Source organism: Streptomyces sp. NPDC007929, assembly GCF_042959065.1.
Lineage (GTDB): Bacteria > Actinomycetota > Actinomycetes > Streptomycetales > Streptomycetaceae > Streptomyces.
Genome location: NZ_JBIBKD010000003.1, coordinates 406,160 through 420,101, shown reverse-complemented (window position 1 = coordinate 420,101; position 13,942 = coordinate 406,160). Strand labels below are relative to the sequence as shown.

Below are 13,942 nucleotides of genomic sequence, written 5' to 3'. Positions count from 1 at the left end.
CTTGCGAGGCCGTTCCCACAGCGGGATCACCGGCACGGTCGTCGTAGGCCGTACTTCCGCCCGGAGTCCGGCCGTCGCGGTCTCCCCGGCCGTCGGCGTCGCCGTCCGCTCCCTCAGTGCCACGGTCGTCATCCCGTCACCCCCGCCAGTTCGTCGTTCGTGTTCTCGTCCACGTCGTCCAGCCCGAGCAGCAGCCGTACGACCGGCAGCACGGCGTCCGCGCGCTCCAGGTCGAGGTCGGCCGTGAAGCCGGGTATCCCCGCGCCGGCGGCGCTCGCGCCACCGGCGGGCCCGAGCCCGCGCCGGACCAGTTCACCGAGGGTCCGGCGCACCCCGGGCTCGTACGCCGAGAACGTCCGCCGCAGCAGGGGCAGTACGTCCGTGAAGGCCTCGGCGGGAACACCCGTCAGCCACGCGTCGACCAGCCCGAGCAGTCGCTCGTCGTGCACCAGGAGCAGCCCTCCGCCGGAACCCCCGCCGACGAAGCCCTCGATCCACGCGGCCGCGTCCGCCGGCGGTGTGCCCGGTGACAGGACGAGTCCCATCAGCAGGGCCGCCTCGTCGTGGGCCAGCTCCCCGTCGTCGAGCAGGAGCCGCACGGCCCGCCCCCGGATGACACCGGGCACGGTGTCCCGCCCGGACAGCACCCGCAGCACGGACTGCCAGCGCCCTCTCAGCCGGCCGTGACCGGCCGCTGGCGCGTCGCCCAGGAGGCCCACGGCCCGGTGCACCGCCTCGACATGGCGCCGCATCTCGTCGGCGGCGTCCGCGTCGAGCGCGGCGCAGGCCGGGGGCAGTCCGACGAAGACCCGCTCGGCCAGTCCCGCGGCGACCTCGGCCAGAGCGCCGGTGTCCGTGCCCCGCACGTCGCCGTAGCGCAGGGAGCGGACCAGGGCCGGGAGCGCCTGGGCGAGATGGCCGACGTCCGTGTCGAGAGCCGCTCGGTCGGCGAGGATCCGCATCACCGTGGGCAGCGCGCCGGGCAGTTCGGCCAGGAGGCAGTGCTCGGCGAGCGCCGTGACATCGGCGAGGCCCTGCGCGGTGACGGCGTCCGTCTCGGCCTTGGCGGTGGCGGCGGACAGGACGGTCGTGCCCCATACCCCTGCCTCGGCGATCCGCACGGACAGCTCGGGCTCCCAGCGCAGTCGCCACGTCTCCCGGAAGGTGCCCGTGCTGCCCCGGGAAGCCGTCGGCTCACCCCACTTGATGCCGAGCAGCCGCAGCCGGTGCAGCAGTCTGCTGCGGGCGGCGTCGTTGTCCTTGCGCAGGTCGAGTTCCAGCTCCCGCTCCAGCGCGTCCGGCTTCAGCCGCAGCCGTCGTTGCAGCCGGGTGAGGTCCCGCTGCAACGGCACCGCCGGCGCGGACGGCGGCACCTCCCCCAGCACGTCCCCCACGACCAGCCGGTCCCGCACCAGCTCCAGCGGCACGTCCGAGCCCTCGCACATCACGGCCCGCACCGCGTCGGTGGTCTCGCTCAGGCCGGGCAGCGGACGGCCGCGCATCGCGGCGAGGGTCTCCGCCAGCCGCACCGCCTCGATGACGTGGGCGGAGGAGACGATCCGGTCCTCCGCACGCAGCAGCCCCGCCACCCTGGTCAGCCAGCGCTCCACAGGCCGGTCGGGGGCGCTGAACAGATGCCCGTACCAGCCGGGCGAGTCGATGCCGGCCCCGTACCCGCTGCTCCGGGACAGCCTCCGGTGGGTCCACGGCACCCAGGTCAGGTCCGTCTTGACCTTGGGTAGCCCCTTGAGCAGCGCCTTGTCGGCGGCGACGGTGGTCTTCCGCCGCAGTGCGGGCACGTGCCAGGCCCCGCAGACCACGGCCACCGCGTCGTCGAACTCCCGCTGCGCGGTGCGTACCTGGAGCCGCATGTAGGCCTCCCGCACCGGGTCCCGGTCGTGTCCACCGCTGCCGTAGCTCTCCCGGAGGGTGCCCATGGCCTCCTCCAGCGCGGTGAACGGCGCGAGGGCGTCGCCCTTCGCCGCGCCCCGGTGCTCCACGACGTCCTCCCACCAGCGCTCCGGGTCGTCGTAGCCGGCGGTCTCGGCGAGCACGCGCAGCGGATCGATCCGCAGGACGGCCTGGCCGGGGCCGGTGTCCTCGTCCACCTCCGCCTTCTCGGCGTCCAGCGGACGTTCGCCTTCAAACGCCTGCTCGTCCTCCTGGCTCTCCCAGGCCAGTGTGTGCGTGGCCGGCAGGTCGATGAAGCGGGCCGGGACGTCATGGTCCAGGGCCCAGCGGAGGGCGACCCACTCCGGGGAGAACACGGCCAGTGGCCAGAACGCCGAGCGGCCGGGCTCGTCCACGGCGTGCGCGAGCAGGGCGACCGGCGGCCGCATCTCCTCGTCGGCGGCGAGCGGGATCAGGGCGTCTGCCTCGGGCGGCCCTTCGATCAGCACGACCCGCGGCCGGACCTCCTCCAGCGCCGCCCGTACCGCCCGAGCCGACCCGGGCCCGTGATGCCGCACCCCCAGCAGCACCGGCCCCGCCCCGGCTCGCCGGCCCACGGCGCTTTCCACACCGGTCACTTCATCCCCCTCCCGTCCCGTACGTCCCGAACCGGACCCGTCACCGATCGCCGTCCCACCCGCCCGGGGCCGCCACTGCCCAGGGCCGCCGTGACACCGCTCGCGCCGCCGTCACACCGCCCTGGCCGCCGCCCCACCGCCCGACGCCACCACCCCGTGTCGCTCACACGCTCACCTCGCGGCAGGCGCGGTAGAAGTCCTTCCAGCCGTCCCGCTCGCGGACCACCGTCTCCAGGTACTCCTGCCAGATGACCCGGTCCGCCGCCGGGTCGCGGACCACCGCGCCGAGGATGCCCGCGGCGACATCGCCCGGCCGCAGCACGCCGTCGCCGAAGTGAGCGGCGAGGGCGAGCCCGTTGGTGACGACGGAGATGGCCTCGGCCGTCGACAGCGTGCCGCTGGGCGACTTCAGCTTCGTCCGGCCGTCCGTCGTGACCCCGTCGCGCAGTTCACGGAAGACCGTGACGACCCGGCGGATCTCGGCCAGCCCGTCGGGTGCGGCCGGCAGGTCGAGGGAGCGGCCGATCTGGTCGACGCGCCGCGAGACGATGTCGACCTCCGCCTCGGGGCTCTCCGGCAGCGGCAGCACCACCGTGTTGAAACGGCGGCGCAGGGCGCTGGACAGGTCGTTGACCCCGCGGTCGCGGTCATTGGCCGTGGCGATCAGGTTGAACCCGCGGACCGCCTGCACCTCCTGGCCTAGCTCCGGTATCGGAAGCGTCTTCTCCGACAGGATCGTGATGAGCGAGTCCTGTACGTCGGCCGGGATCCGGGTCAGCTCCTCGACGCGGGCCGTCATGCCCTCCGCCATGGCCCGCATGACGGGGCTCGGCACGAGGGCGTCGCGGCTCGGGCCGTGGGCGAGCAGCTGTGCGTAGTTCCAGCCGTAGCGGATGGCCTCTTCCGGGGTGCCGGCGGTGCCCTGCACCAGCAGCGTGGAGTCGCCGCTGACGGCCGCGGCCAGGTGCTCGGACACCCACGTCTTCGCTGTGCCGGGCACGCCGAGCAGGAGCAGGGCGCGGTCGGTGGCGAGCGTGGTGACGGCGACCTCGACGATGCGGCGCGGGCCGACGTACTTGGGGCTGATCACGGTGCCGTCCGGCAGTGTGCCGCCGAGCAGATACGTCGCTACGGCCCACGGTGACAGCTTCCAGCGGGCCGGGCGCGGCCGGTCGTCCTGGGCGGCGAGCGCGGCGAGTTCCTGCGCGAAGGCGTCCTCGGCGTGCGGTCGCAACGCCTGAGCGGCTGCCGTCTCCCCCGCTTCGACGGACGTCGGCTCCACGGACACAGTGGACACAGTCATGGCAAAGTCCCCCTCCAGCTCGGCCGGTTCGGATCTGGCACCAACGTTGCACCACACCACTGACAATGCGTTCCGACCTGCGAAAACTCCCTGCGGGGTCCGCTCGCGGGCCTGATTGTCAGTGGTGGGATCTACCTTCGATGGCATGACTCAGCTGGGGGTGCGCTGGACGGCGGACCAGGTGCTGGCACTGGCGCCTGACGCCGCATCACGCAAAGCGGGAAGCAAACTCGGCGCGGCAGGGCCGTGGTCCGAGGCGGGGAGTTCCGACGAGGGGACGGTGTGGGGGCTGTGCAAGGGCAGCGGCAGCAAGCCGTATCAGACGGTCGTGGACGTCGCGGATGCCGTCGGCCCCGCGTACAAGTGCAGTTGCCCGAGCCGCAAGTTCCCGTGCAAGCACGCGCTCGGGCTGCTGCTGCTCTGGGCCGCCGACGACGCGGCCGTGCCGCCGGGGCAGGCGCCGGAGTGGGCCGAGGAGTGGACCGCGGGGCGGCGCAGACGCGCGGAGAAGAAAGCCGGGGACGCCTCCGGTGCGCCGTCCGCCTCCGCTGACCCGGAGGCGGCGCGCCGCCGTGCGGAGCGCCGGGCCGAGCGGGTCACGTCGGGCGCGGTGGAGCTGGAGCAGCGGCTGGCCGATCTGCTGCGCGGCGGTCTCGCGACCGCGGACCAGTCGGGGTACGGCCTCTGGGAGGAGACGGCGGCCCGCATGGTCGACGCCCAGGCCCAGGGGCTGGCAGCGCGGGTGCGGGAGTTGGGGGCGATCCCGTCCACGGGTGCGGGCTGGCCGGTGCGCCTGCTGGAGGAGTGCGCGTTGCTGCACCTCCTCTGTCAGGGCTGGCTGCGCCGGGAGCGGCTCCCGGACGGCCTCGCGGCCACGGTCCGCTCCCGCATGGGCCTCCCGGCCGCCGCGGACGGCCCGCCGCTGCGCGATCGCTGGCTGGTCCTCGCCCAGTACGACACGACGGACCCGCGCCTGACGACCCGCCGGATATGGCTGCACGGCGCCGACTCGCACCGCACCGTCCTGCTCCTCTCCTACGGCGCCGCGGGCCGCGCCCCGGAGCTCGCGCTGCCGGTGGGACTGGCCCTGGAGGCGGAGGTGTCGGCGTATCCGGGTGCCGGGCGGCTACGGGTGGCCCTGGGCGAGCAGTTCGCCCCGCCCGCGCCGGCGGCGATACGCCCACCGGGGACGTCCACGTCGCAGGCGGCGGCCCGTTACGGCGACGCCCTGCGCGACGATCCGTGGCTGGACTCCGTCCCGGTGACGCTGGACCGAGTCGTTCCGGCCCCGGACGGCGACTCCTGGCAACTGGCGGACGCCGACGAGGACACGGCGTTGCCCCTCACTCCCGCCGCGCGCTCCCGGCCGGGTCTGTGGCGGCTCGTCGCCCTGTCGGGCGGCGCCCCGGTCAGGGTCTTCGGCGAGTACGGCCACCAGGGCTTCACCCCGCTGACCGCCTGGCCCGACGGCCCGGGTGACGCGGTCGCGCTGAGCTGAGCGCGGGGTGACGCGGTCGGGCTGTGCTGAGCACCGGGCGACGCGGGCACGCTGGGCCGAGCCGACTGCACGCCCCCTCACCGCACATCGACCGGTCCGACGGGCATCACGACGACCGATCCGGCGGGCATCACAGCGACCGACCCAACCCGTCCCACCGACCCACGAATCCCTCAGGCAGCACGGGCCAACCGGTGAGGGCGAGCCTTCACCCACCGGATGTCCCGCGGAAAGGAATCTCATGGCCAGGACCTCCGCTCCTGTGGACGCGCCCGGCGCGGACGTCTGGGAGGGGCTCGTCACCACCGCGCTGCTGGGCACCGACCGGCGCACGCCGCCGGGCGCCGCGCCGGGCCCGGACGCACCCACGGCCCTGCTGGACACGGCAGCCGTGGAGACCGTACGACGACGGGCCGGCCGGCGTCCGGCGCGGGCGGCCGAGCGCCTCAAGACCGCCCCGGAGGACCCGCGTCCAGCCCTGCCCCCGGCGGCCGCCCGCAGACTCGCGATGCTGCTGGCCGACCGGCCCGGACCGTCCGGCGGCGGCCGTCGCGGTGCCGCTCCCGATCTGACGGAACTGCTGCCGCAGTGGCTCGCGGTGGCGAACGCCCGTGGGTTCGCACCGCCTCCGCAGGCGCTCCCGGCGTTGCTCGACGCGGCCCGGGCCCGTACCGATCTGCGGTCGGCGGCACTGGAGTTCGCGGGGCCTCGTGCCCTGTGGCTGGCCCGGCTGAACCCGGACTGGCGGTTCGCCCTGCGCGCGACCCCGGGCGGTGGAGCGGCCCTGCCGCACCCGGAGGACGACGAGAAGGTCCAGCGGCTGTGGCAGGAGGGCCTGTTCGCCGAACGAGTCGCCCTGCTGTCCGCCCTGCGCTCGCGCGAACCCTCCGCCGCACGCGACCTGCTCGCGACGACCTGGGCGACGGAACGGGCCGAGGACCGGCTGATGTTCCTCGACTCCCTGCGCGCCGGTCTTGGTCCGGACGACGAGCCGTTCCTGGAGCAGGCCCTGGCCGACCGCAGCCGCAACGTCCGCGCGACGGCGGCGGAACTGCTGTCCGCGCTGCCCGGTTCGGCGTTGGCCGCGCGGATGGCGGTCAGGGCGGAGGCGTGTGTGGCCATCGACCACATGCGGAGCGCACCACCGGGAGGGACCGGCGCCGAGGACGCGGAAGCGGCCTCAGCCGCGAAGAGCGCTCCGACGATCGCCGTCGAGGCTCCGCACGAGTGCGACCCGGGCATGGAGCGCGACGGCGTCGTGGCGAAGGCCCCCGCGGGGCGTGGCGAACGGTCCTGGTGGCTCGGTCAGCTGGTGGAGGCGGCACCGCTCGCGACCTGGTCGAAACGGCTCGGCGGGCGCACTCCCCGGGAGATCGTGGCACTGCCGGTGGCGGACGACTGGCAGGGCGAACTGCACGCGGCATGGTGCCGGGCGGCGGTGCGACAGCGGGACGCCGCGTGGTCACGGGCGCTGCTCGGCGAGCCGTCGGCGCCGGACGCGGGTGGTCCGGGTGCGGTGTCCCTGGCCGAACGCGCCAAGCTGCTCGGCACGCTGGGCGCCGCCGAACGGGCCGAGTGGGTGGCCGGCTTCATAGCCGCGCACGGGTTGTCCGAAGCCTTCCAGTTGCTCGGGGTGTGTGCGGTGCCGTGGGCGACACCGCTCGGCCGGGCGGTGGTGGACGCGCTCAACATCGCTCGGGACGCGGGGAGTTATCCATGGAGTTTCAGCGGAGTGATGGGTCTGGCCGAGCGCTGCCTCGATCCGTCCGAGGCCGCCCGGCTCGACGCACTGCTGGCCGTGCCCGACGATCCGGAGAACGCGTCCCCGGGTGCCGGCGGCTACTGGGCGGAAGCCTTCCAGCGTCTGGTCACGACCCTGCGGCTGCGCGCGGCGATGACGGAGGAACTGGGCGGCCCCTGACCCCCGACCGCGGCTTCGGCGAAGCGCGCCGCGTCTCGCCGCCCGGCTCTCCGGCCTGGGCCGGAGCATGCCGGCGCGCTGGGCGGGGTCGCGAGAGACAGTCGCCGCATCCCAGCGAACCGGACAGACCGGCCAAGGGCCGCCTGCCCGGAGATCACGCCCGCGCGGAGTCCCGGACCTGCCCGGACCTCTACGCCTGCGCGGGCTGGCGGGCGTTGGTCCTGACCCAGTCCACGATCGACGCCGTCGTCGCGCCCGGGGTGAAGATCTCCGCGACGCCCTTCTCCTTCAGCAGGGGGATGTCCGCCTCGGGGATGATGCCGCCGCCGAAGACCAGGATGTCCTCCGCGTCCCGCTCCTTGAGCAGTTCGATCACCGCCGCGAAGAGGGTGTTGTGCGCCCCGGAGAGGATGGACAGCCCGATCGCGTCGGCGTCCTCCTGGATCGCCGTGTCGACGATCTGCTCGGGAGTCTGGTGGAGGCCGGTGTAGATGACCTCCATACCGGCGTCGCGCAGGGCCCGCGCGATCACCTTGGCCCCGCGATCGTGGCCGTCGAGCCCCGGCTTGGCCACCACCACGCGGATCGGACCGGCTGCCACACCCATCACTGCCTCCATGAAGCGACTACATCCATCCGTACCGACAAGTACCGCACACTTCGGGCACGCCGTACACGCCGCACCGTACGGACACCCCGCCCCGAACCATCCGGGCGGCAAGTGAACGAACGTTATCTCCAGGATCCCGCAACCGGCAGTTTCGCGGTGGATAGCGAGGGGGAAATCACACGATGGGACAAGCGCAAGGGGAGCTGCACCGAGGTCGCCGTGCCGCCGCATCCACCACGCACCACGGCGCCACGACACCTCAGCGAAGACACACAGGGCACGCACCGCACGGACCACTGGCATCGCACGCACCGCAGGCACCACCCGCACGACCCGCACCACCCGCACCACCCGCACCACCGAGACACGACGCACACGACGCACCACCCGCACCACTCGAACCGCACGCGGGGCAGACACGGCGCGCCGACGGGGAACCTCGTCACCCCACCGATCGGGGACCCCCGTCGCACCACCGGCGTCACACACGCCACACGCCGCGCTCTGCCCTCGCGGCTCACCGGGTTCACGCGGCTCACGTCGCAGGGCTCTCACGCGGCTCACGCCGCCGTCGCGGTCATCGCCCGGCCGTCTTCGCAGCTGCTTCCCACGAGAGCACAACGGGGGCGGAGTCGTCCTCCCGCGTGCCGACAGGAGGTCGGCCATGAAGGTCACCAGGGCGGCTCTGCCCTTTCTTCCGTTCTGCGAGCGCCTGCTGCCAGGCAGGCTCACAGGACTCTCCCTGGCCCTCCTGAAGGCCACCGCCCTGGAGATCGCGATCCTGGCCGGACATCTCCTCCTCTATCCGTCCGGCATCACCCAGGAGCGGCGCACCCCCGTCCCGGCCCTGCCCGCGGACGGCGCCGCCCAACTGCCCACACAGGCCAAGCCTCCGGTCCTGCTGCTGCACGGCTTCATCGACAACCGCTCGGTCTTCGTCCTGCTGCGCCGCAGCCTCGCCCAGCACGGCAGGCAGCAGATCGAGACCCTCAACTACTCGCCGCTGACCAGCGACATACGCGCCGCCGCCGAGCTGCTGGGCCGCCGTATCGAGGAGATCTGCGAGCGCACGGGGGCCGGGCAGATCGATGTGGTCGGGCACAGTCTCGGCGGCCTGATCGCGCGTTACTACGTGCAGCGGCTCGGCGGCGACGCACGCGTGCGGACCCTTGTCACGCTCGGCACGCCGCACACGGGGACCCGAGTGATGCCCGTGGCGAACGCGCACCCCATCGTGCGCCAGATGCGCCCCGGCTCACCGGTGCTCGAGGAGCTCACGCTGCCCGCCCCTGACTGCCGTACGCACTTCGTCGGCTTCTGGAGCGACCTGGACCATGTGATGGAACCGCCGGAGACGGCCCGTATTGACCATCCCGACCTGATGGCGCAGAACGTGCGCGTGACCGGCATCGGTCATCTCGCCCTGCCCGTGCACCCCGCGGTCGCCAACGGCATACGGCAGGTCCTCGACACGGCCCGGCCGGGTGAACCGTCCACCGAACACACCGTCGGTCTGACCGTCGCCTGAGACTCGTCATACAGCGATCACTCGGCAGCACAGCACCGATCAAGCTCGAACAAACTTCGAACACAGAACCAAACCCGTGCCCGCCGTCCGCCAAAACACGGCCGAATGCCCGTTTCCTGCGCGCGCGAAACCTGCCGAAGATTGTCGTGCCCGCGTACCGCCGGGTACAGTCGCCGCACTGCTCTGGCAGCCCCTGTTGTCGAGGCGAAAGAGAAGTTGGTGAACGACCGTCACCCGTCGGGGACCATGACCCCGGCTCCGGCTTCCGACGCCGCCTCCGCGCCCTACGCGCCGTACGGCACCCAGGAAGCCCAGTACGGCGACTTCACCACGTACGGCGACTACGCCGCCACCGGTTTTGACGCCACCGGTGCCCCCACCACCGGTACCCACGGCGCCGGTTTCGACGCCACCGGGCATGCCACCGCGAGCTTCGCGACCGACCCCCTCTTCGGTGACATGCCGGGCAGCGGCCAGGACACGGGCAGCTACGACACCGGCCACTGGCCCACCGGCGCGCACGAGAACGTGCACTACGACGCCTACGCGGCACAGCACCACGCCGCCTACGACACCGGTGTCTACGACACGACGACCTGGACGGCCGGGCAGCAGCCGATGTCGGCCATCCCTTCCCAGGCCCCGCCCCCCGACGCCACCGGGCAGTGGGACGCGGCCGCCTGGCTCCAGCCCGACCAGGCCGGCAATGCCGCCGACCACACCCAGCAATGGGAGTGGGGCACGCAGGCCTTCGACACGGGCGCCTACGACGCGACGCAGTGGAACTCCGACGGCACCGCCGCACAGGCCCCCGACGCGTACGACCACCCTGCCGAAACCTTCGAGCAGCACGAGCCCACGCCGTTCGACCAGCTCGAGACCGCGACCTTCGACCAGGTCGCATACGGCGAGTCCGCCGGGGCCGAGTACCCCGACCCCGTCACGGACGGTGCCGAGCCGGCCGCCACCGGCGAACTGCCCGTCGTCGCCCCGCTGCTGGACGGCCAGGAGGACGCCACCGCGGCCCCGTCCTCCCGGGCGGCCTCGCGCGCCGGCGGCTCCCGCTCCCGCCGCCGTACGCCCCCCAAGCGCTCGGCGCTGATGACCATCGCGGTGCCCTCGGCGTGTGTGATGGGTGTCGCCGGGATCGCCGCCGCCTCCGTCGGCACGTTCACCGACGACAGTGCCGCTGAGGCTCGGACGACCGCCGCGGACGCGCAGCCGGTCAAACCGGCCGCCGCCAACAACAAGCTGGACACGCAGTTGCAGAGCCTGTCCGCAGGCGCCGACGACTTCGCCGACCGGGCCAGCCGTACGCAGGAGCGCATCGACCTCAAGGCACAGCAGGCGGCCGAGAAGAAGCGGGCGGCCGAGGAGGCGGCGCGCAAGGAGCGCCTGCGCCCCAAGTTCGCCCTGCCGGTCGCCCGGCACGGACTCAGCGCCTACTACGGCCAGTCCGGCATCAACTGGATGTCCCTGCACACCGGCATCGACTTCCCCGTCTCGTACGGCACGACCGTGATGGCCGCGACCGACGGCACCGTCCGCACACAGTGGAACAGCGCGTACGGCAACATGATGATCGTGACGGCGAAGGACGGCACGGAGACGTGGTACTGCCACCTCTCCACGTACACGGTCCCCTCGGGTACGACCGTGAAGGCCGGCGATCCGATCGCGCGCTCCGGCAACTCCGGCAACTCCACCGGCCCGCACCTGCACTTCGAGGTGCGTCCGGGCGGCGGCTCGGCGATCGACCCGCTCCCGTGGCTGCGCAGCCACGGCATCGACCCGGCGTAACGTCCGACAGCCCCCCGGCCCTACGAGACGTAGAGTCCCGGCAGCACCCCGGCCCTACGAGACGTAGAGTCCCGACAGCTCCCGTCCGCCGAGACGTAACGTCCCGGCGGCCCCCGCCCGTCGAGCGGACAGGGGCGCATCGGCGCGTCCTCAGGTCAGGGCGCTACAGCTTCTCCACCGGCGCGTACCGCAGCAGCAGCCGCTTGGGCTTGGTGTCGCCGAAGTCGATCGTCGCCTCGGCGTTGCCGCCCGTGCCCTTGACTCCGACGACGGTCCCGAGCCCGAACTGGTCGTGTGTGACGCGGTCCCCGACCGCCAGTGACACCACGGGCTTCTCCGAGGTGCGGCGCGTGGCGAAACCGGAGGCGCCCGACGCCGACGAGCGCGAGCGGGACGACGACAGCGAGGCCGCCACCGCCGAGACCGGCCCGGAGGCCGCGGGCGCGGTCGCTCCCGTCCGCTTCCACTCCACGTGGGCCGGCGGGATCTCCTCCAGGAACCGCGAGGGCGGGTTGTAGGAGGGCTGACCCCATGCGCTGCGCAGGGTGGACCGGGTCAGGTAGAGCCGCTCGCGCGCGCGGGTGATGCCGACGTAGGCCAGGCGCCGCTCCTCCTCCAGTTCCTTGGTCTGGCCGAGGGCGCGCATGTGCGGGAACACGCCGTCCTCCATGCCGGTGAGGAAGACGACCGGGAACTCCAGGCCCTTGGCGGTGTGCAGGGTCATCAGGGTGATGACGCCGTCGCCGTCCTCCTCGTCGGGGATCTGGTCGGAGTCGGCGACCAGCGCGACCTGTTCGAGGAAGTCGGACAGGGTGCCCTGCTCGTCCTCACCGCGCTCCTGTTCGAACTCCATGGCGACGGCAGCGAGTTCCTGGAGGTTCTCGATCCGGGTCTCGTCCTGCGGGTCGGTGGAGGCCTGGAGCTCGGCGAGGTAGCCGGTGCGCTCCAGGACGGCCTCCAGCACCGTGGCCGGTCCGGCGCCGGACTCGACGATGGTGCGGAGGTCCTCCATCAGCGTGTTGAACCTCTTGACGGCGTTGGTGGAGCGGGCGGCCATGCCGTACGCCTCGTCGACGCGCTTGAGCGCCTGCGGGAAGCTGATCTTCTCGCGCTGGGACAGGGCGTCGATCATCGCCTCGGCGCGGTCGCCGATGCCCCGCTTGGGGACGTTGAGGATCCGGCGCAGCGGCACCGAGTCCTCCGGGTTGGCGAGCACGCGCAGGTAGGCCAGGACGTCCCGGACCTCCTTGCGCTCGTAGAAGCGGACGCCACCGACGACCTTGTAGGGCAGGCCGACGCGGATGAAGATCTCTTCGAAGACACGGGACTGGGCGTTGGTGCGGTAGAAGACGGCGACGTCGCCGGCCTTCGCCTCGCCCGCGTCGGTGAGGCGGTCTATCTCGTCGGCGACGAACTGCGCCTCGTCGTGCTCGGTGTCGGCGACGTAGCCGGTGATCTGCGCGCCGGAGCCCGCGTTGGTCCACAGGTTCTTGGGGCGGCGGGACTCGTTGCGCTCGATGACGGCGTTGGCGGCGCTGAGGATGGTCTGCGTGGAGCGGTAGTTCTGCTCGAGCAGGATCGTGGTGGCGTCCGGGTAGTCCTCCTCGAACTGGAGGATGTTGCGGATGGTCGCGCCGCGGAAGGCGTAGATCGACTGGTCGGCGTCGCCCACCACGCACAGCTCGGCGGGCGGGACCTCGGCCTCGGGCGGCACGTCGACGGGGTGCTCCGAGGGGGTGCCGACCAGCTCGCGCACCAGGGCGTACTGGGCGTGGTTGGTGTCCTGGTACTCGTCGACCAGGACGTGCCGGAAGCGGCGGCGGTAGTGCTCGGCGACGTCCGGGAAGGCGCGCAGCAGATTGACCGTCGTCATGATCAGGTCGTCGAAGTCGAGGGCGTTGGCCTCGCGCAGCCGTGACTGGTACATGACGTAGGCCTGGGCGAGGGTCTTCTCGAAGCCGTCGGCGGCCTGGGCGGCGAAGTCCTCCTCGTCGATCAGCTCGTTCTTCAGGTTGCTGATCTTGGCGCTGAAGGACTTGGGCGGGAAGCGCTTGGGGTCGAGGTCCAGGTCGCGGCAGACCAGGGCCATCAGGCGCTTGGAGTCGGCGGCGTCGTAGATCGAGAAGGAGGAGGTGAAGCCGAGCTTCTTGCTCTCCCGGCGCAGGATGCGCACGCACGCGCTGTGGAACGTCATGACCCACATGGCGTTGGCGCGCGGGCCGACGAGCTGCTCGACGCGCTCCTTCATCTCGCCGGCGGCCTTGTTGGTGAAGGTGATCGCGAGGATCTGGCCCGGGTGCACGTCCCGCTCGGCGAGCAGGTGCGCGATGCGGTGGGTGAGCACACGGGTCTTGCCGGACCCGGCTCCGGCCACGATGAGCAGCGGGGAGCCGGAGTGGACGACGGCGGCGCGCTGGTTGTCGTTCAGCCCTTCCAGCAGCGCGGCGGAGTCGATCACCGGGCGGGGGGCGCCGTCGCGGTAGTAGCCTCCCCCACTCTCGGCTCCGCTCGAGCGGGGGGACCCCCATCGGTCCGGGGGCGCGTCGAACTTCCCGCCGAACAGATCGTCCGGAACCGGCTCCGGTACGTGATCGTCCTCGGGTGGCGGCGGGGGCTCGTCGGCCGGGCCCCGCTGGGCCTGGAGGCTCGCCAGGAAGTTGTCGTCAAAGAGGCTGCTCATCGCTCTCCGAGTCTAGGGCGCCCCACTGACAGCCCGCCGCCGCCCCGAGAACATCGGGCCGCGCCGGGCCCCTG

At 72.7% G+C, this 13,942-nt stretch carries 8 protein-coding genes; 4 read left to right on the top strand and 4 right to left on the bottom strand.

What is annotated here, in order from left to right; genetic code table 11:
- Positions 1-128: 128 nt before the first annotated feature.
- The gene (locus ACFZDE_RS11560) at positions 129-2,528 is read right to left on the bottom strand and encodes a DUF5682 family protein (RefSeq protein WP_391199502.1); all 2,400 of its coding nucleotides are present in this window, start codon (positions 2,526-2,528) and stop codon (positions 129-131) included.
- 163 nt (positions 2,529-2,691) lie between these two features.
- Complete coding sequence (locus ACFZDE_RS11555) at positions 2,692-3,831, bottom strand: AAA family ATPase (protein WP_391199500.1); 1,140 nt, start codon at positions 3,829-3,831, stop codon at positions 2,692-2,694.
- A 145-nt stretch (positions 3,832-3,976) separates the two neighbouring features.
- Here ACFZDE_RS11555 and ACFZDE_RS11550 point away from each other — a divergent pair, with 145 nt between their 5' ends.
- Complete coding sequence (locus tag ACFZDE_RS11550) at positions 3,977-5,329, top strand: SWIM zinc finger family protein (RefSeq protein WP_391199498.1); 1,353 nt, start codon at positions 3,977-3,979, stop codon at positions 5,327-5,329.
- A 241-nt stretch (positions 5,330-5,570) separates the two neighbouring features.
- Positions 5,571-7,250, top strand: a complete 1,680-nt coding sequence (locus ACFZDE_RS11545) for a DUF5691 domain-containing protein (protein ID WP_391199497.1) — start codon at positions 5,571-5,573, stop codon at positions 7,248-7,250.
- A gap of 190 nt (positions 7,251-7,440) precedes the next feature.
- On the opposite strand, the gene ACFZDE_RS11540 is transcribed toward ACFZDE_RS11545, so the two are convergent.
- A complete protein-coding gene (locus tag ACFZDE_RS11540) occupies positions 7,441-7,857 on the bottom strand; it encodes a cobalamin B12-binding domain-containing protein (RefSeq protein ID WP_142160442.1) in 417 nt (138 codons plus the stop codon).
- Positions 7,858-8,524: 667 nt separating this feature from the next.
- Between ACFZDE_RS11540 and ACFZDE_RS11535 the strand changes: the two genes are divergently transcribed.
- Entirely contained in the window at positions 8,525-9,388 is an 864-nt protein-coding gene (locus ACFZDE_RS11535) for an alpha/beta fold hydrolase (protein ID WP_391199495.1), read from the top strand.
- 105 nt (positions 9,389-9,493) lie between these two features.
- Positions 9,494-11,188: a peptidoglycan DD-metalloendopeptidase family protein gene (locus ACFZDE_RS11530; RefSeq protein ID WP_391199493.1), complete on the top strand. Its 1,695-nt coding sequence runs from the start codon at positions 9,494-9,496 to the stop codon at positions 11,186-11,188.
- Positions 11,189-11,351: 163 nt separating this feature from the next.
- Here the strand turns inward: ACFZDE_RS11530 and pcrA are convergent, their stop codons facing one another.
- On the bottom strand, positions 11,352-13,868 hold the full coding sequence (pcrA, locus tag ACFZDE_RS11525; protein WP_391199491.1) for a DNA helicase PcrA: 2,517 nt from the start codon (positions 13,866-13,868) through the stop codon (positions 11,352-11,354).
- Positions 13,869-13,942: the final 74 nt, after the last annotated feature.

What these genes read in the sequence shown, in the direction of transcription:
- ACFZDE_RS11545 (WP_391199497.1), top strand. Translation starts at nt 5,571, where the DNA reads ATGGCCAGGACCTCCGCTCCTGTGGACGCGCCCGGCGCGGACGTCTGG.
- ACFZDE_RS11555 (WP_391199500.1), bottom strand. Translation starts at nt 3,831, where the DNA reads ATGACTGTGTCCACTGTGTCCGTGGAGCCGACGTCCGTCGAAGCGGGG.
- pcrA (WP_391199491.1), bottom strand. Translation starts at nt 13,868, where the DNA reads ATGAGCAGCCTCTTTGACGACAACTTCCTGGCGAGCCTCCAGGCCCAG.
- ACFZDE_RS11540 (WP_142160442.1), bottom strand. Translation starts at nt 7,857, where the DNA reads ATGGGTGTGGCAGCCGGTCCGATCCGCGTGGTGGTGGCCAAGCCGGGG.
- ACFZDE_RS11530 (WP_391199493.1), top strand. Translation starts at nt 9,494, where the DNA reads ATGCCCGTTTCCTGCGCGCGCGAAACCTGCCGAAGATTGTCGTGCCCG.
- ACFZDE_RS11550 (WP_391199498.1), top strand. Translation starts at nt 3,977, where the DNA reads ATGACTCAGCTGGGGGTGCGCTGGACGGCGGACCAGGTGCTGGCACTG.
- ACFZDE_RS11535 (WP_391199495.1), top strand. Translation starts at nt 8,525, where the DNA reads ATGAAGGTCACCAGGGCGGCTCTGCCCTTTCTTCCGTTCTGCGAGCGC.